Source organism: Gluconobacter oxydans DSM 3504 (genome assembly GCF_000583855.1).
GTDB lineage: Bacteria > Pseudomonadota > Alphaproteobacteria > Acetobacterales > Acetobacteraceae > Gluconobacter > Gluconobacter oxydans.
This window is the reverse complement of sequence record NZ_CP004373.1, coordinates 983589-1000419: the sequence shown is the minus strand read 5'-3', so window position 1 is coordinate 1000419 and position 16831 is coordinate 983589. Positions and strand designations below refer to the sequence as shown.

Annotated in this window: 16 protein-coding genes; 8 read left to right on the top strand and 8 right to left on the bottom strand. The window is 63.4% G+C overall.

Annotated features, from left to right (window positions below; all coding sequences use genetic code 11):
* The first annotated feature begins 10 nt into the window (after window positions 1–10).
* The 4 genes from GLS_RS04480 (at window position 11) to GLS_RS04465 (ending at window position 3273) form a co-directional block, all read left to right on the top strand.
* Window positions 11–1438, top strand: a complete 1428-nt coding sequence (locus GLS_RS04480; RefSeq protein WP_052327463.1) for a sugar porter family MFS transporter — start codon at window positions 11–13, stop codon at window positions 1436–1438.
* Between the two features lie 87 nt (window positions 1439–1525).
* Window positions 1526–1948, top strand: coding sequence for a hypothetical protein (locus GLS_RS04475; protein ID WP_041111383.1), 423 nt, complete (start codon window positions 1526–1528; stop codon window positions 1946–1948).
* A 141-nt stretch (window positions 1949–2089) separates the two neighbouring features.
* The gene (locus GLS_RS04470; protein ID WP_041111382.1) at window positions 2090–2515 is read left to right on the top strand and encodes a hypothetical protein; all 426 of its coding nucleotides are present in this window, start codon (window positions 2090–2092) and stop codon (window positions 2513–2515) included.
* Between the two features lie 20 nt (window positions 2516–2535).
* Window positions 2536–3273 (top strand): DUF4097 family beta strand repeat-containing protein, encoded by a 738-nt coding sequence (locus GLS_RS04465; protein WP_041111381.1) that lies wholly within the window; start codon window positions 2536–2538, stop codon window positions 3271–3273.
* Here GLS_RS04465 and GLS_RS04460 read toward each other — a convergent pair.
* The 5 genes from GLS_RS04460 to GLS_RS04440 all read right to left on the bottom strand — a co-directional run bounded on the left by GLS_RS04460 (window position 3264) and on the right by GLS_RS04440 (window position 9016).
* On the bottom strand, window positions 3264–4061 hold the full coding sequence (locus GLS_RS04460; RefSeq protein WP_041111380.1) for an RluA family pseudouridine synthase: 798 nt from the start codon (window positions 4059–4061) through the stop codon (window positions 3264–3266). The two genes, GLS_RS04465 and GLS_RS04460, sit on opposite strands and share 10 nt — an antisense overlap.
* Window positions 4051–6768, bottom strand: a complete 2718-nt coding sequence (locus GLS_RS04455) for a DNA translocase FtsK (protein ID WP_080691991.1) — start codon at window positions 6766–6768, stop codon at window positions 4051–4053. Before GLS_RS04455 ends, GLS_RS04460 begins: the two co-directional genes overlap by 11 nt.
* Before the next feature lie 119 nt (window positions 6769–6887).
* Window positions 6888–7487, bottom strand: a complete 600-nt coding sequence (rsmD, locus tag GLS_RS04450; RefSeq protein ID WP_041111379.1) for a 16S rRNA (guanine(966)-N(2))-methyltransferase RsmD — start codon at window positions 7485–7487, stop codon at window positions 6888–6890.
* A 3-nt stretch (window positions 7488–7490) separates the two neighbouring features.
* Window positions 7491–8285, bottom strand: a complete 795-nt coding sequence (locus GLS_RS04445) for a pseudouridine synthase (protein WP_011252371.1) — start codon at window positions 8283–8285, stop codon at window positions 7491–7493.
* Window positions 8282–9016 (bottom strand): gamma-glutamyl-gamma-aminobutyrate hydrolase family protein, encoded by a 735-nt coding sequence (locus GLS_RS04440; RefSeq protein ID WP_041111378.1) that lies wholly within the window; start codon window positions 9014–9016, stop codon window positions 8282–8284. Before GLS_RS04440 ends, GLS_RS04445 begins: the two co-directional genes overlap by 4 nt.
* A gap of 6 nt (window positions 9017–9022) precedes the next feature.
* Here GLS_RS04440 and GLS_RS04435 point away from each other — a divergent pair, with 6 nt between their 5' ends.
* From GLS_RS04435 to GLS_RS04425, 3 genes are all read left to right on the top strand, one after another.
* Window positions 9023–9529, top strand: a complete 507-nt coding sequence (locus tag GLS_RS04435) for a nucleoside deaminase (protein ID WP_041111377.1) — start codon at window positions 9023–9025, stop codon at window positions 9527–9529.
* Window positions 9530–9647: 118 nt separating this feature from the next.
* On the top strand, window positions 9648–11207 hold the full coding sequence (locus GLS_RS04430) for a Do family serine endopeptidase (protein ID WP_041111376.1): 1560 nt from the start codon (window positions 9648–9650) through the stop codon (window positions 11205–11207).
* A gap of 89 nt (window positions 11208–11296) precedes the next feature.
* Window positions 11297–11665: a superinfection immunity protein gene (locus GLS_RS04425; protein WP_041111375.1), complete on the top strand. Its 369-nt coding sequence runs from the start codon at window positions 11297–11299 to the stop codon at window positions 11663–11665.
* A 7-nt stretch (window positions 11666–11672) separates the two neighbouring features.
* On the opposite strand, the gene GLS_RS04420 is transcribed toward GLS_RS04425, so the two are convergent.
* The gene (locus GLS_RS04420) at window positions 11673–13034 is read right to left on the bottom strand and encodes a lipopolysaccharide biosynthesis protein (RefSeq protein ID WP_226986636.1); all 1362 of its coding nucleotides are present in this window, start codon (window positions 13032–13034) and stop codon (window positions 11673–11675) included.
* A 196-nt stretch (window positions 13035–13230) separates the two neighbouring features.
* Here GLS_RS04420 and GLS_RS04415 point away from each other — a divergent pair, with 196 nt between their 5' ends.
* On the top strand, window positions 13231–14361 hold the full coding sequence (locus tag GLS_RS04415; protein ID WP_041111374.1) for a CDP-glycerol glycerophosphotransferase family protein: 1131 nt from the start codon (window positions 13231–13233) through the stop codon (window positions 14359–14361).
* 6 nt (window positions 14362–14367) lie between these two features.
* Here GLS_RS04415 and GLS_RS04410 read toward each other — a convergent pair whose 3' ends face one another.
* Window positions 14368–15726, bottom strand: coding sequence for an L-serine ammonia-lyase (locus GLS_RS04410; protein WP_041111373.1), 1359 nt, complete (start codon window positions 15724–15726; stop codon window positions 14368–14370).
* Entirely contained in the window at window positions 15727–16791 is a 1065-nt protein-coding gene (locus GLS_RS04405) for a threonine aldolase family protein (RefSeq protein WP_041112654.1), read from the bottom strand. It abuts the gene before it with no gap.
* Between the last annotated feature and the right edge of the window lie 40 nt (window positions 16792–16831).

Here is a 16831-nt window from a genome sequence, read left to right as displayed (position 1 = left end):
GCGCTACCAGATGAATGATCAGGTCGGAACGACAGAGACCCTCTTGCCGCAGGATGACAGCAGCACATCCATTTTCGATGCAACACGCTTCAAGATCATCGCCATCGGCGTGATCGCGGCGCTGGCGGGCCTCATGTCCGGACTTGATATTGGGGTCGTCGCGGGCGCGCTGGATCTTTTCGGCAAGGAATATCACGCGTCCACCGTCGCGCTGGAATGGGTCGTCAGTTCCATGATGGCGGGTGCGGCGGCGGGTGCGCTGAGTGCGGGCTGGATGTCCAAGGCGCTTGGCCGCAAGCATTCCCTGATCGTGGGCGGTGCGATTTTCGTGATTGGCACGATCGGCTGTGCGATGAGCTGGTCGGTCGCCTCCATGATTTCCTTCCGGGTGGTCATGGGGATTGCGGTCGGTATTTCCGCGTTTACGGCGCCGCTCTACCTGTCCGAAATCGCCAGCGAAGATGCGCGCGGGGCGATGGTCTCGACCTATCAGCTCATGGTGACGGTCGGTATCTTCATCGCGTTCCTGTCCGACACGTATTTCTCCTATAGCGGCAACTGGCGCTGGATGTTCGGCGTCGCCGGTATCCCGGCCGTGCTGTTCCTGATCGGCGTCCTGTTCCTGCCCTACAGCCCGCGCTGGCTGATGGCGCAGGGGCGGCAGAAAGAAGCCAAGCAGATCCTGCTGGACCTGCGGGATGATCCGCTGGAAGCCGCCAAGGAAATCCGCGCCATCCGTGAGCAGCTGGAGACGAAACAGGAAGGCTTCAAACTCTTCCTGAGCAACTCCAATTTCCGTCGTTCCGTAGCGCTGGGTGTGATGTTGCAGATGATGCAGCAGCTCGCGGGCATCAACATCGTCATGTATTATGCACCCAACATCCTCGCAGCCGCGCATTTCGATGCACAGTCGCAGATGTGGTGCACGGCGATCATCGGTCTGGTGAACATGCTCGCGACCTTCGTGGCGCTGGGCCTGGTCGATCGCTGGGGCCGCAAGCCGATCCTCTATGCGGGCTTTACGGTCATGGCGCTCGGCATGGGCGTTCTGGCCATGCTGCTCCAGACCGGCATGAGCACGCAGTCCTCGCAGATCGCGGCCGTCTTCCTGCTGATGATCTTCTGCGCCGGTTTCGCCATGTCGGCGGGTCCGCTGACATGGGTCCTGTGTTCCGAAATCCAGCCGCTGGCCGGACGCGATTTCGGGATTGCCATTTCGACCTTCACCAACTGGATGACCAATCTTCTGGTGGGTGTCAGCTTCCTGACGCTCATGCAGACGCTGGGAACGGCGGGCACGTTCTGGCTCTTCGCCGGGCTGAACGCGCTGTTCCTGCTGCTGACGATCCTCTTCGTCCCCGAGACGCGGGGCATGTCTCTCGCAGTCATCGAAAAACGGCTCATGCAGGGTGTGAAACTCCGCAAACTGGGCCGCTAGAGTTTTCCGGGCATCACCATCGAGTGACCATGCGCCCGGCCCCTTTGGCCGGGCGTTTTCATTTAAACCTTCATCAAGGAAACGCGCTTGAGCGAATTTTCCCCATCTTCCCGTGACTTCGACCGCAATGTGAGCAAGGGCGGCGTCCTGCTTGTCTATGCGCTTTATATCGCCCGCTTCTTTACGGGGATCAGTCTTCTGGCGGGTGTGATCCTTGCCTATATCCTGCGCGGATCGAGCGTGGGCATGGAGCGGGCGCATCTGAACTGGCTGGTGCGCCTGTTCTGGTACGATGTGGCATTCATCATCGGTTCGGCCGCCCTGTTTCTGGCGTGCTTCATGACGGAACCGCCGGGAAGTTCAGGTCCCGGTCAGCTTCTCTTCCTGCTGCCGATCGGCATTTTCGTGGTCTGGAATATCGTCCTGCTGGTCGCGCTCATTGTGGGGCTGCGGGGCTTTCTGGCCGGACGTGGCCCGCTGCCGGAACGCTTCCGCGCCCTGGCCGAGTAGGTTTCGCCGTCGAACTGGCGTAATTCGCCAGTTTTCCGGCTTTCAGACTGGCCGCTCTTGCCAGAACACCGGTAAATCCGGTTCTGGCACGGTTCATGCATCAAGGTTGCTGTCGAGTTTTTCTCAGAGGAGCTTTCCCTCATGTACGCATCCTACGCCCCGTATGAACCCGCAAACCGCTACGGCCGCGGAGACGACGCCGAAACCGGGCGCGATCTGGTCCTGCTGGTTTATGCCCTGTACATCGCCGGTTTTTTCACGGGCGTGACCGCCCTGATCGGGGTGATGATCGCGCATTCAGGGCGCCGCTCCGCGACGGGTCTGAAGCGCGCGCAGCTGGACTGGCAGATCCGGATGTTCTGGTACGGCGTTCTGGCCCTGACGGTCATCGGGATGATCCATCTCATGGTCGCGGGTCTGGGCGCCATCACGGGCGGCCTCGGACTGGTGTTCATGGTGGTGCCATGGGGGCTGACGCTCGCCTGGGGAATCCTTACGGCCTGGGCGATCGCGCGCGGCGTTCATGCCGCGCTGCTCAATCGCCCCGTTGCCTCCGCACAGTTCTGAAGCCGGAAAGATCCCATCCCATGACCCGTTTCACGCTCTCTCTTCCCGTCCTCGCCCTCGGGACCGCACTGGCCTTTCCGGTCTGTGCCGCGCCGCTGAGCCAGTCCTCCATTTCGGATGATATTTCCCAGTCCACCCTGCCCGAAGGCGGAAAGTTTTCCACCGTCAGCGGAGATGTCACCGTCGGGACATCGGACGGCCCCCTGTCCGTCCGGACCGTCAGCGGTGACATCCATGTCACGCAGTCCCACGGCCCGCTCGATGTCCATACGGTCAGCGGTACGCTGGATGTGGAGCACGCCGCCGGAGCCGTCGAGGTCCGCAGCGCGAGTGGAAACGTCACGCTGGATCACGCGGACGGCGCCGTCTCCATCCGCACCATGAGTGGCGAGAGCACTCTCGATCACGCCGGCCGGGATATCATGATCCGCAGTATCAGCGGGGATATGACCCTGATGCTTGATGCTACGTCCCAGATGCGCACGATCGATATCGGCACGATCAGCGGCGATATGACGATTCATCTGCCGCATGGCTTTGGCGGAACATTCGACATCCGCCTGAAACAGCGCCGTTCAGAGACGGCGCTCCCTCTCCAGCAGTCCCTCGGTCTTACGGTGCAGATGGGGAACTGGGAGAAAGACTCCGGAAATTCGGAAGAGGTCCGGACGATTACGGCCACTGGCAAGGTCGGCGATGGCCGCGATCACATCATCGTCCGCAGCGTGGCCGGGTCCCTGAAGCTCGTTCAGGACTGAGCATCGCTTTCAAAGCCCATCGCCCGCAGCCCCGCCGCCATGAACTCTGGCGGCGGGGCCTGCGCGCTGAGCGTGTCCGATGGCAGGCTCAGTTCCAGACTACGGGCCAGAAGATGCAGCCCCGGCAGGGCTGAGCCGTCCGGAGCAGGCGCTCCATAAACCGGATCGCCAAGGATCGGCGTGCCCAGTTCCGCGCAATGGATGCGCGCCTGATGCGTCCGCCCGGTGAGCAGTTCCAGTTCCACCCAGCACAGACCCTTGCCACGCCCCAGAACCCGCCAGCGCGTGCGGGCTTCGTCGCCCTTCGCATCAACGACCATCCGCCAGCCCGAGGCGTCAGACTGACGCAGAAGCGGCGCGTCGATCTCGCCGCTATCCTGCGGAAGATCGCCCACCACGATAGCCCAGTACAGCTTGCGGACCTGCCGCTCCTGAAACGCCTTCTGCGCCTCGAGCAGCGCCGTCTTGCGCCGTGCAATCAGCAGACAGCCGGACGTGTCCGCGTCCAGCCGATGCGCCAGCCACGGTCCCCCGCGCGGATGCGGGAGCAGCCGTGTCTCAACGGAATCCTGCGTGGAGGGGCCGGGATGAACGGCCAGACCGGCCGGTTTGTCCAGAATCAGAAAGCGGGGGGTTTCCAGCAGGATGGGAATGTCCATGCCGGGGTGGAATGGGGTGCGCGGCCCTTCCGGGGCAGGGGAGGCGGCCTGTTGGGGCAGGCGCCGTGGTTTGTGTGCGTTGCGCGCGGCTTTTGCGCGCCGGATCCGGTCTTTCCGGTCAGTCTTCATGCTCTTCCTTGCGGCGGATCAGGATCTCGCGTTTGCCCACATGGTTGGCAGCGCCGATGATGCCTTCCTTTTCCATCTGGTCGATCAGCTTGGCCGCGCGGTTATAGCCAATGGAGAGATGGCGCTGGATGAAGCTGGTGGAGGCCCGGCCTTCGCGCATGACGACGTCCACCGCCTGATCGAAGAGGCTGCCTTCCCCGTCACCGCCCGAGCCGGACCCTGCTGTCAGGCCGCCTGCGCTGTCATCATCCTGACCGGAGACCACGTCGTCGTTATAGATCGGATCGCCCTTGGAGCGCAGATCGGCTACCACGGCCTCGACTTCATCGTCGGCCACGAACGGGCCGTGGACACGCGTAATGCGTCCGCCGCCCTGCATGAACAGCATGTCACCCTGACCCAGAAGCTGTTCTGCGCCCTGTTCCTGAAGGATGGTGCGGCTGTCGAACTTGCTGATGACCTGGAAGGAAATACGGGTCGGGAAGTTGGCTTTAATCGTGCCGGTGATGACGTCAACGGAAGGCCGCTGCGTCGCCATGATGACGTGAATGCCGGCCGCACGGGCCTTCTGGGCCAGACGCTGCACCGCCGTCTCGATTTCCTTGCCCGCGACCATCATCAGATCGGCCATTTCGTCGATGACGACGACGATATAGGGCAGGTTTTCCGTCGCGACCTGCTGTTCGTCGAACACCGGGCGGCCCGTCTCGGGATCGAAACCGGTCTGCACCCGCTTGGTGACCATCTCGCCCGTCGCGCGAAGCTGGTTCACGCGCTCGTTGTAGCCGTTGATGTTACGGACCTGAAGCTGCGCCATCAGGCGATAGCGGCGGTCCATTTCCTGCACGGTCCATTTCAGCGCGCTGACGGCCTTGGCAGGCTCGGTCACGACCGGCGTGAGGAGATGCGGGATGCCATCATAGATCGAGAGTTCGAGGATCTTGGGATCGATCATGATCAGGCGGCACTCTTCCGGACTGAGTCGGTAGAGCAGCGACAGGATCATGGCGTTCACGCCGACCGACTTACCCGAACCCGTTGTACCCGCGACGAGCAGATGCGGCATTTTGGCCAGGTCCGTATAGACCGGCACACCGGCAATATCCTTGCCGAGCGCGATCTGCAGACGTCCGGTGCCATTCAGCCATTCCGGCGTGCGGAGCAGTTCGGAGAAATAGACCGTCTCGCGCTTGGCGTTCGGGACCTCGATGCCGATCACGTTGCGCCCCGGCACGGTCGCGATACGCACACTCAGAACCGAGAGGGACCGCGCCACGTCGTCGGCCAGCCCGATCACGCGGGACGAGCGGATGCCTGGTGCGGGCTCCAGTTCGTACAGCGTGACGACCGGACCGGCATGGATATCGCCGATCGTGCCCTGCACGCCATAATCGGCCAGAACGCTTTCCAGCAGACGCGCATTGGACTGCAACGTTTCCTGAGACGGCCCGGTCACGGCGTGCGGCGGCGGCGGGTTCAGCAGGGACAGGGAAGGCAGTTCCCAGCCGGTCGTTACGGCATTGCGCGGCGCAACAGGGCGCGCGGGTACAGGCTCGGGCGGACGTTCGGGACGGCGCATTCCGAACAGGCCGCGCTTCTGCGGCTCGGGTTCGGGTGGCGTATCGATGCTGCTCTGCGGCAGGTCCTCGTCCATTTCGTCGTCGATCTGGCGTCGTACGGGCGGCAGCGGCGTGTCGCGCTGGCGGGCGATCTGGGCCAGACGCTCGGCATAGGGGTTGGACGGGACGTCCTCTTCTTCGGGGGCGGCGGTCTGGCGTGCGCGGGCGGCCGCGGCTTCCGTCTGGCTGATCGCGCGCGTTTCCGCGGCGGGCTGGCTGTAGGGATCGTCCTGCGTTTCCATCGGCGGCTGCATCCAGCCGGTATTCTGCGGCACGAAGGGCGCGGGACGCGAGCGCGGATCGCTTTTGCCGAAGCTGCGGCGCAGGAAGGACAGGGGGGCCGCATCCGCAGCCGGAGCGCCACCGGCGGGGCTCGGCTGGAATTCATACATCCGCGGGTCCGGAGCCGGGCGATCGGTTGTCTGCGGACCGTTCATGCGTTTTGCGAGCGAGAACGGCTGGCGGCCCAGAAGCATGAGCGTCTGGCCCAGCGCGCGCCATTCGCGGGCCTCAAGACCCATGGCGAGCGGGAGCAGAAGCCCCATTAGCAGCAGGACCAGAATGACGGCAATCGCGTTTCCGGCGGCACCGGCTTCCGCATGGGCCGCGTCCAGAAGGCGATGGGCGCAGGACACGCCCATTTCCCCGCCCAGACCGCTGGCGGTCGGCCAGGCGACTTCAAGTCCGGGAATGAGAAGCTGGAGCGTGCCGATGAAGGTGGCGCTGGCGGGGAGGAGGGCGAGGGCGGCCACGATCCGCAGGATCGGCAGGCTCATGCCGTGATGGCGGACCATGCGCCAGGCCCAGGCCAGCAGGATGACGATCGGCATGCCGCTGCCTAACCCGAGCCACTGGATCAGCCCGTCCGAAATGGTCGCGCCCGTGCGGCCCAGCAGGTTCGTCGGCTGCGTTCCGGTCGAGGTGTTGAAGGACGGATCGTGCGGATTGAAGCTCCACAGGGCGATCCCGACCGCCACGGCGAAGATCAGCAGGACAAGCCCGAGCAGCTCCATGCAGCGTGCGCGCAGGGCACTGCGCAGTTTTGGTGTCATGTGCCGGTCATGCGCGTCGCGGACGATGTTGCGCACTGTACTGGTCGATCGGCTGAACGCGGCCAAGTCTCGTCACCCCGTCGGTTTTCTGGATTAGCGGCTTGTAAAATTCACTCTGAACTATAGCCGACAGGGTACTGAATACAGAGGGAAAATTAAGGAAAAGTGGAGGAATGCCTCCAGATCGTCACCTTCGCGGCGCCGAAACGACGCTCGCAGAGGATTTCTGGCGTCAATGTGGGCATAAAGTGTTCGGAAGGTGGCACGATGGGCGTGAATTCTTCCGTGGCCCCCGTCTCGGCCACGACCAGCGCACCTTCCGCCAGCCAGCCGGTCCGCGCTAGCGCCCGCAGCCCCGACTCGACGAGCCCCTTGCCATAGGGCGGGTCCAGAAAAACCAGCGTGTAAGGCTCCGTGGCCTTGGGCGGATGTGTGACACTGCAACTCAGGACACGGGAGCGGTCACGGGCCTTGCAGATGTCCAGATTGGCGCGCAGGGCCGAAAGCGCGTTCCTGTCGCGTTCGATGAACGCGGCCTTCTGTGCCCCGCGAGACAGGGCCTCAAGCCCCAGCGCGCCCGTTCCGGCGTAGCAGTCCAGCACAAGGGCCTGTTCCAGCTCGTCCTGCCCGTACCAGGGCGCATGGGCGAGCATGTCGAAAATCGCCTGTCGCGTGCGGTCCGATGTGGGGCGCGTGCTGGTTCCGGACGGCGCGGTCAGGGCGCGGCCCTTGTTGTCTCCTCCAACAATCCGCATGGATCAGCGCGTCCGGTGACGCTTCGGCGCGGGAAGATCCGGCACCTGTTCGCGCAGTGTCTTGCCCGGCACTTCCTCAAGCTCGCGCGCCTTGAGTGAGCCAAGCTGGAACGGGCCATAGGACAGGCGGATCAGGCGGCTGACATGCAGGTTCAGGCCTTCCATGACGCGCCGGATCTCGCGGTTCTTGCCTTCGCGCAGGCTGACCGTCAGCCAGGAATTGTCGCCCTTCGTGGAGTCCAGCGCGGCTTCGATGGACCCATAGCGCACGCCTTCGTACTCAAATCCATCGATCAGCGAGGCCAGACGCTTCTCGTCCACAACGCCAAAGACGCGCACGCGGTAACGGCGGACCCAGGAATTGCCCGGAAGCTCAAGGCGGCGGGCCAGCTCACCGTCATTGGTCAGCAGCAGCAGGCCTTCGGAATTGATGTCCAGACGCCCGACGCTGATGACGCGCGGCATGCCCTCGGGCAGCGTGTCGAACACGGTCTGGCGGCCCTGCGGGTCCTTGTGCGTCGTCATCAGGCCGTCGGGCTTGTGATACCGCCACAGGCGCGTGCGCTCGGGGGAGTCCACAGGCTTGCCGTCCACCAGCACGATGTCGCCCGGCTGCACGAACGTCGCCGGATGCGTGACGATCTGTCCGCCCAGCTTGATGCGGCCGTCCTCGATCATGCGTTCGATATCGCGGCGGCTGGCCACGCCGGCGCGGGCCAGCGCCTTGGCGATGCGCTCGCCTTTCGGGCCGGAGGTTTCCATGTCGGGGGCGGTGTTTTCGGTGTTGTCGTCGGTCATCGTGCAGTCTCCACAAGCGCCGCATACAGGCGACGGTCGCCGGGGTCGAGGGAGAATTCAGGGTGCCACTGTACGCCGATGGCAAAACCGGGGCCTTCAAGCTCGATGGCCTCGATCGTTCCATCCGGCGCGCGGGCGCAGATTCTGGCCGCTCCGGGGTCGCGCACGGCCTGATGATGCGAGGAGTTCACCGCCATGCGGTCCGTTCCCACGATCTGCGCAAGTTTCGTGCGGGGAACGATCTCGACGTCATGGCCGGGTTCGTGGCGCGGGTTGGGTTGTTCGTGTTGCAACTCTTCCGGCAGATGCTGGATCAGCGTGCCACCAGCTTCCACGGCCAGAAGCTGCATCCCGCCGCAGATGCCCAGAACCGGCTTGCCCTGCACCAGCGCCGCCCGGAGCAGGGCCAGTTCGGCGGCTGTCCGGGTCGGGCGTGGGCTGGTCATCGGGTGTGACGGTTCACCATACAGCGCCGGATCGACGTCGAACGCCCCACCCGTGACGATCAGCCCGTCCAGCCGCGCCATCAGGGCTTCGGCATCGCAGTCATAGCCCAGACAGACCGGCATCCCGCCCGCATCGCTCACGGCCGTCAGGTAATTTTCCCGCAGCGCATGGAACGGATAGCGCGAAAACTGCCCCACGCCACCGGGTTCATGATCCAGCGTCAGGCCGATCAGCGGGGCACGATGTGAAGGGGATGGACGGGGAAGGGTCATGCGCCGCATCATCGCATCATGATTCAGGGTGAGACAAGGATTCAGACGGATATCGGCCCGGCCATGCAGATCGCGTTGCAGGCCGCGCGCGAGGCGGCGTCGTGCGGAGAAGTACCGGTGGGCGCGGTCGTGCTTGGCCCCGACGGGAATGTTCTGGCCGTTGCGCGTAATCATGTGGAAGGCGCGCATGATGCCTCCGCCCATGCCGAGCTTCTGGCCATGCGTGAGGCTGCCACGCGGCTGAAAAGCCCGCGTCTGACGGACTGCACACTGGTCGTGACGCTGGAGCCCTGTCCGATGTGTGCGGCTGCGATCGTGCATTTCCGGATCGGGCGGGTCGTGTTCGGGGCCTATGATCCCAAGGGCGGCGGCGTGGAGCATGGGCCGCGCATTTTCGAGCGTCCGTCCTGCCTGCACCGTCCCGAAGTGATCGGTGGCGTGTGCGAGCGCGAGGCGTCGGAGATGCTGAAAGCGTTTTTCCGCAGGCTGCGTATTCCAGCTGGAACCCGTGTTTCAGAGGGCTGAATTCATAGTCCGTCATGAACTTACGGATGTTTCACACGCCGGTCAGCTTGCGGAACGGGAACGGGGTCCATAGTTCAACGCTATAGCCATGATGTTTTCGTAACCAGTCGGGATTGACATGACCTCACGTTTTCGCGCGTCCCTCTCCGCCCTTGCTGCCACCACCATGCTGGTTTCGGCGCCGTTCGCTTTCGCGGACACGCCTTCGGCCGCCCCCCAGGCCGGTGCCACGACAGCCGCCAGCGGAGCCATCAAGCCGCAGACGGGCGTTCAGACGCTTCCCAATTTCGTCAATCTCGTCAAACAGGTGAAGCCGGCCGTCGTGTCCATCACGTCTCACATCAAGGCGGATGTGGCCGATGAAGAGGAAAACGGCCCGGGCGGTGGCGGCGGGCAGGGCGGCGGCATGCCGTTCCCGTTCCCCTTTCCGTTCCAGATGATGCCGCAGCAGCAGCCCAACCGCACGGTCGAGGCCCGCGGCTCGGGGTTCATCATCTCGTCTGACGGCTATGTCGTGACCAACAACCACGTTGTGAACGGCGCGACCAAGGTGACGGTCACGCTCGATGACGGCACGACGCTGCCAGCCAAGATCATCGGTCGCGACCCGAAGACGGACGTTGCCCTGCTACGCGTCAAGCCGACCGGCAAGCTCCCGTTCATCGAACTGGGCGATTCCGATGAGGTCCAGCCGGGTGAGTGGGTCATCGCCGTGGGTAATCCTTACGGTCTGGGCGGCACGGTGACGGCGGGTATCGTCTCGGCTCTGGGTCGTGACCTGCATTCTGGCGCCTATAACGACTTCATCCAGGTCGATGCGCCGATCAATCACGGCAACTCGGGTGGCCCTCTGTTCACGCAGGACGGCAAGGTCGTGGGCATCAACTCCATGATCATCTCGCCCAATGGTGGTGGCTCGATCGGTATTGGTTTTGCCATCCCGTCCGACACCGTGAAATCCGTCGTGAGCCAGCTTGAAAAGACCGGCCATGTCACGCGCGGCTATCTGGGCATCGAGGGGCAGGACATCTCGCCGACCATGGCGCAGGCCCTGAACCTCCAGTCCCCGGAACCCGGTGCTCCGCCGCGTGGCACGCTGGTGGCTTCCGTCTCCAAGGGCAGCCCGGCCGAGAAGGCCGGCATCAAGAGCGGCGACGTCGTCACCACGCTGAACGGCAAGCCGATCAAGAACGGGCACGATCTGGCAGTGAAGGTCGTCTCCATCGCGCCGGGCACGCCCGCGACGCTCGGACTGCTGCGTGACAGCAAGCCGATGACGGTGAACTTCACGGTCGGTAACTTGTCCGCCCAGGATCATTCCTCGGGCGATGCAACCGACAGCGCACAGTCCGGTGCAGGCAAGCTGGGTGTGTCCCTGGCATCGCTGACACCGCGGGCCCGTCAGGAACTGGGTCTTGATGACAGCGTGCAGGGCGCGGTTGTGGCTGATGTCGTGCAGGGTTCCCCGGCCGATCAGTCCGGCATTCGTCCGGGCGACATTATCGTGGCGGTCGGCAACCACGTCACGCCGTCGCCCAAGGCCGTGGTCGCGCAGGTGCACGAGGCGCTGGGCCGCAAGCAGCCGCCGCTCCTGCGGATCCTGCGTGACGGACAGCAGCTCTTCGTCGCTGTCTCCCCGAACGGTTCAGACGACGACAGCACCGACGACGGCCAGTAAGTCAGGCGTCCGGGCAGCGGCCTGAAGGGCGGGAAGGGTCAGATCTTCCCGCCTTTTTTCATGCCTGTATTCCATATCGAATCCGGAATATGTTCATCGTTCCGGATGGAATGGGATGTCACGCAATGGATCTGGCTACGGTCGTCGGTGTTGTGGTCGGTACGACCGTGATGCTGACATTGATTTTTCTGCCGACAGTGGTGGCGCTCTGCATCCGGAAGGTCCGCTGGCGCGAAGCTTTCGTGATCAATCTGACTGTGGGCTGGACGGTCGCCGGCTGGCTCGGTGCGATTGCATGGGCCGCGACCGGAGATGATGCGAAAATCAAGACCCGCTTCAGGGCGCTTTCAACCCGCAAAAAGGTCCTGCTCGTTCTGGAGCTTGTTTTCATAGAAGCCGCAGCGACGGGATATCTCGTGTTCCATCACTCTTCTCACGCAACACGTCTCCTGCACTGATCCGGGCTTAGCGCTCCGCTTTGCCAATCCGGTCATAGAAGAACCACACGCCCAGCATCTGTGAGAGCAGGATCGTTGCATTACATGCCGCCGTCGACAGACAGGCGCCCGCCAGCCCGAAATGCCGGGTCAGGACGTAAAGCGCGGGGAAATAGACCGCCATGATGGCCGTGCGGTTGGTCATGAGGAACTTCACATGCCCAACCACGATCAGCAGCGGTTCCAGCGGAATGACCAGCAGACTGAACACTGCCGCCAGCAGCATGATGGAAATATAAAGCGACGTGTGATGCACATGGACATGCAGCAGGAAGCGGAAAATCGTCGAGCCAAAGAACGCCGAGAGCAGCAGAAGCGCGACTGAAAGCCCGCTCAGAACGCCGAACATCTTCCACGTCACGCGCTTGAGCCCACGCCAGTCCTGCCGGTCCCGCATCCGGACCAGCTCGGGATAGAGCACGGGCGAGATAAGCTGCGCGGGTGTGACAATCCCGTCGGCGATCTGGCGGCAGACGCGGAAGACGGCGGCCTCGGCCGGTCCCAGCCCGTTACCGACCAGCAGCGTCGCCACATGGCCCGAGATGTTGCCCAGCGTCTGGTTGACGCTGGCGGCGCGCGTGAACTGCCACATGCCCGGAAGCTGCCAGCGCCAGTGCCGGAAGGCCCGGAAATACCGGAACTGGAATTTCCGGTGCAGGATATCCAGCGCGTAATGGATGTAGAAGCCGTAATCGATGACGATCGTCATCGCCCAGATGAACAGGAAATATCCGAGCTTGAGGTGCAGCACATAGCCCAGCAGGACGCCGAACGTCTTCGCAAGGGCCGCACAGCTGTCGATGATCGGGACGAGATGGAATTTCCCCGCCATTCTGAGGATGCCGTTTGCCCATCCGGAATACATCAGCGGGCTGACGAACATGTACAGGTCGGCCAGAAACCGCACATGCGCGGACCAGTGCGCGGTGTGCCCGTAGATCTGTACGCCCACCAGACCGAATACGATGGCGCAGGCCGCCGAAATCGTGTCGAGGCGGATGCAGAAATGGATCACCCGGTGCAGAAGGTCCGTATCGCCATTGCCGAAGCTCTCGCTGCCGAAACGGATCAGCGTCTGCCAGGACTGCATCCGCGACAGGACCGAACTGGTCGAGGCCAGCGAATGGATCAGGATCAGCAGCCCGAAATCGGACAGTCCCAGCGCCCGGACAGCCAGGGCGATATAGATGAAGCTGCACAGCGCATTGGCGATGCGGCCGAGGGTGAGCACACTGACGTTTCGGAAAATGGATCTGAAAACGGAGCGCTCGCCGGACATGCGGGCCTTACTGACCACAAAGCCCCGAAACTGTCCATGCTGCGTGGCCATGCCGAAGGGGAATGTCGCAGGAGGCGGATGTTTCTTGACAGAGGGCGGTCAGGGATTATGAAGAAATTATTACACATCTCGTTGCCAGGGTTCCTGCACACGGGATCTGGCAGCGATCCGTTTTCTCCTGAAGGCCACACCACGAAAAAATGCAGGTTTCAGCCTGTTTTTTCAGGCAGGACGCATCTCATCAGTCATGAAAATCGCCTTCATCTACATCGCTGAACCATATCAGTGCTACCACACGGCCTCGGTCGCCAGCGCCCTTGCTGCAATTCCGGGGCATGACGTGGTGGAGTATTACAGCTTTCCGGAAACGGTGGAGCATCTCTCCCGCATCCGCCAGGCGCTGGACGTACCAGCCCTGCCGCTGAAGGCTTTTCCCAAATCCCTCAAGGCCCGCCTACTGAAGCGCGCAAGACGGCTCGATCAGGAGCGCCTCGTGGTGCTGCGCGAGAACATTGCCGAGCTGAACCAGTATGATGCGGTAGTGGCCACCGAATACACCGGCGGTGTCCTGAAGGAGATGGGGCTTGCCGGTCCGAAGCTCATCCTGCTCATGCATGGCGCCGGGGACCGCTACGTCAATGACGAGCATCTGGTGCGCGAGTTCGATCTGACGCTCGTGCCCGGTCCGAAAGTGGAGAGCTACTTTCAGGACAAGGGCCTGCTGCGTCCGGAGACCACGCGGGTTGTCGGTTATCCGAAATTCGACGTGTTCGAGGCGGTGCAGCGGGAAAAGACGATCTCGTTCGCCAATGGACGGCCGTTCGCGCTGTACAATCCGCACTACCAGCGCAAACTGACATCCGCTTCAGGCTGGATGATACCGCTGATCCGGGGCTTCAAGGCCCAGAGCGAGCATGGCCAGAGCGATTACAATCTCGTCGTTGCCCCCCATATCAAGACCTTTCATAGAGGCTTCGGCATCCGCGAGCGTCAACTCAAACGCCAGCGTAGTCCGGAAGTGATGGTCGATACGGGGTCGTCCGCCATGCTGGACATGACCTACACGTCCCAGGCCGCGCTCTATATCGGCGATGTCAGCAGCCAGGTGTACGAGTTTCTGGGCATCCCGCGTCCCTGCGTCTTTCTGAACCCGCGCAAACTGCCCTGGCGGGATGATCCGTATTTCCTGCACTGGACGCTCGGGGACGTGGTGGAGGATCTCGACGATCTCATGCCGGCCATCGCCCGCGCACAGGAGCGTCATTCGTTCTATCGCCCGGCGCAGGAAAAGCTGTTTCGTGAAACCTTTGGCGAGCCGCTTCTGGGGGCGTCCCAGCGTGCGGCCGATGCCATCGCGCAGTTCATGATCGCAGCCTGAGCGCCCTCAGCATTCGGGGAAATTGACCGCCAGACCGCCGAGGGACGTTTCCTTGTAGCGGTGGTTCATATCGCGGCCCGTCTCGGCCATCGTGCGAATGACCTGATCGAGCGAGACGTGATGCGCGCCATCCCCGTGCATGGCGAGGGATGCCGCGTTGACGGCCTTGATCGCGCCGAAGGCATTGCGCTCAATGCACGGAATCTGCACCAGCCCCGCCACTGGGTCGCAGGTCATGCCCAGATGGTGCTCCATCCCGATCTCGGCCGCGTTTTCCACCTGAAGCGGCGTGGCACCCAAAGCCGCAGCAAGTCCGGCAGCGGCCATTGAAGATGCAACGCCGACTTCACCCTGACAGCCAACTTCCGCGCCTGAAATCGACGCATTCAGCTTGAACAGCCCGCCAATGGCTGCGGCTGTCAGCAGGAACCGGCGCTGCCCGTCGAGCGAATATTCGGGGCAGAACTCGCGGTAATAGCGCAGCACGGCCGGGATCACGCCCGCAGCACCGTTGGTCGGTGCCGTAACGACGCGCCCGCCAGCAGCGTTTTCTTCATTCACGGCGATGGCGAACAGGCTGATCCAGTCCATGATCCCGTGCGCGGTGGGCTGGTTGCTGCGGCTCTGTTCCTGAAGCCGTTCGTACAGCGCAGCAGCCCGCCGGCGCACGTTCAGCCGCCCCGGCAGCGTGCCGGAACGGTGCAGCCCGGCGTCCACGCAGTCCATCATCACGCAGACGATCCGGTCCAGATACGCCTCGACCTCGGCGCGCGGCCGTAGCACGCTCTCATTGGCCAGAACCACACCCGCGATATCGAGCCCCGTTTCCTGCGTGCGGGTCAGGAGTTCCGCGCCGCTGGTGAAGTCATACGGTATGTCGGGCTGGGCATAGGTCGCGGTTTCGGTCGCCTGTTCGGGGACGATGAACCCGCCCCCCACCGAACAGAACCGCGCGCAGGCCAGCAGACGGTCTTCGGCATCGAATGCCTCGAACTGGAGCGTGTTGGGATGAACCGGCGGGATGGTCTTCGTATCGAGGACGATGTCTGTTTCCGGATCGAACGGGGTGGGATGCCCCCTGAACGGGATCAGATGCGTCTGGTTCACGGAGGTCACGATGCTGTCCGCCAGCATCGGGTCCATCGTGTCGGGTTTTTCTCCTGCCAGCCCGAGAATGACGGCCCGGTCCGTCGCATGTCCCCGCGCCGTCCAGGCTAGCGAGCCGTAAAGCGTGACGCGCAGACGCGACACATCCGCCGCATGGGGCAGGGTGTCCGCGAAACGTGCGGCCGCGCGCATGGGGCCGACAGTGTGCGAAGAAGACGGACCGATACCGATCTTGAACAGGTCGAACAGGCTGATCATTCAGGCGGCAATCTCTGCAAGCAGTGCGTTAACGTCCTGCTCCCGGGTGTAAAAGCTCGGCACAAGACGGATGAGCGTGCCCGACACACCCTCGGGCGTCGGCCAGCGATAGAAGGCGTAGCCCGCGGCTTCCAGGTCTTTGACGAGAAGGTCCGGCAGGATGACGAAGACCTCGTTGCCCTGCGTCTCGAACGGAAGCTGCGCTCCGGCATGACGGCGCAGACCCTCGACGATCCGCTGCGCCATGGCATTGGCATGCGCGCTGTTCTTCAGCCACAGCCCGTCTTCCAGCAGGGCCAGAAGCTGCGCGCTCAGGAACCGCGCCTTGGACCACAGATGCCCGCTGCGCTTGATGCGCCGTTCGAAATCCTTCAGCGCCGGGCGCGTGCGCTCATTGACGAAGAACACGACCGCTTCCGCCGCCAGCGCCCCGCATTTCGTGCCGCCGAACGACAGAACATCCACCCCGGCTTTCCATGTCGCTTCGGCCGGTGTGCAGCCCAGATGGGCGATGGCATTGCTCAGCCGCGAGCCATCCAGATGGACGGGCAGGTCCTGCTCATGGGCGATGCCGCACAGCGCTGCCAGATCTTTCAGGGCATAGACCGTGCCCCATTCGGTGGCCTGCGTCAGGGACAGCGCCTGGATGGGGGGCTTGAGAATCCCGCCCTGCGCATTGGCCCGCAGACCCGTCCGCAGGGCGTCAGGGCTCATCCGGCCATCGGCGGAAGGCAGAGTGACGAGCTTGGCGCCATGCATGAAGAATTCCGGCGCCCCGCCTTCGTCATTGCTGATATGCGCGCTCTGGTCGCACAGCACCGCGCCATAGGGCGCCACGAGCGCGGAGAGCGCCAGACTGTTGGCCGCAGTCCCCGTCACGACGGGGAAAACCGCGACTTCTGCCTCGAAGACCTCGCCGAACCGCGCATTGAGGGATCGGCTGAGGATATCGTCGCCATAGGATCCGACGCTGCCTTCATTGGCGCGCATCAGGGCCTCCATCACGGCGGGGCAGGCGGGGGAAACATTGTCACTGGCGAAGTTCTTGCGTATTTCGTCGGTCACGAGACCATCCTCAGTTCCTGCGGCCGTCACGGCCTGTTCG

Coding starts and splice junctions, on each gene's coding strand:
- GLS_RS04410 (WP_041111373.1), bottom strand. CDS start 15,726: ATGATCAGCCTGTTCGACCTGTTCAAGATCGGTATCGGTCCGTCTTCT.
- GLS_RS04425 (WP_041111375.1), top strand. CDS start 11,297: ATGTTCATCGTTCCGGATGGAATGGGATGTCACGCAATGGATCTGGCT.
- GLS_RS04440 (WP_041111378.1), bottom strand. CDS start 9,016: ATGATGCGGCGCATGACCCTTCCCCGTCCATCCCCTTCACATCGTGCC.
- GLS_RS04465 (WP_041111381.1), top strand. CDS start 2,536: ATGACCCGTTTCACGCTCTCTCTTCCCGTCCTCGCCCTCGGGACCGCA.
- GLS_RS04430 (WP_041111376.1), top strand. CDS start 9,648: ATGACCTCACGTTTTCGCGCGTCCCTCTCCGCCCTTGCTGCCACCACC.
- GLS_RS04460 (WP_041111380.1), bottom strand. CDS start 4,061: ATGAAGACTGACCGGAAAGACCGGATCCGGCGCGCAAAAGCCGCGCGC.
- GLS_RS04435 (WP_041111377.1), top strand. CDS start 9,023: ATGATTCAGGGTGAGACAAGGATTCAGACGGATATCGGCCCGGCCATG.
- GLS_RS04445 (WP_011252371.1), bottom strand. CDS start 8,285: ATGACCGACGACAACACCGAAAACACCGCCCCCGACATGGAAACCTCC.
- GLS_RS04420 (WP_226986636.1), bottom strand. CDS start 13,034: ATGGCCACGCAGCATGGACAGTTTCGGGGCTTTGTGGTCAGTAAGGCC.
- GLS_RS04480 (WP_052327463.1), top strand. CDS start 11: ATGAATGATCAGGTCGGAACGACAGAGACCCTCTTGCCGCAGGATGAC.
- GLS_RS04415 (WP_041111374.1), top strand. CDS start 13,231: ATGAAAATCGCCTTCATCTACATCGCTGAACCATATCAGTGCTACCAC.
- GLS_RS04470 (WP_041111382.1), top strand. CDS start 2,090: ATGTACGCATCCTACGCCCCGTATGAACCCGCAAACCGCTACGGCCGC.
- rsmD (WP_041111379.1), bottom strand. CDS start 7,487: ATGCGGATTGTTGGAGGAGACAACAAGGGCCGCGCCCTGACCGCGCCG.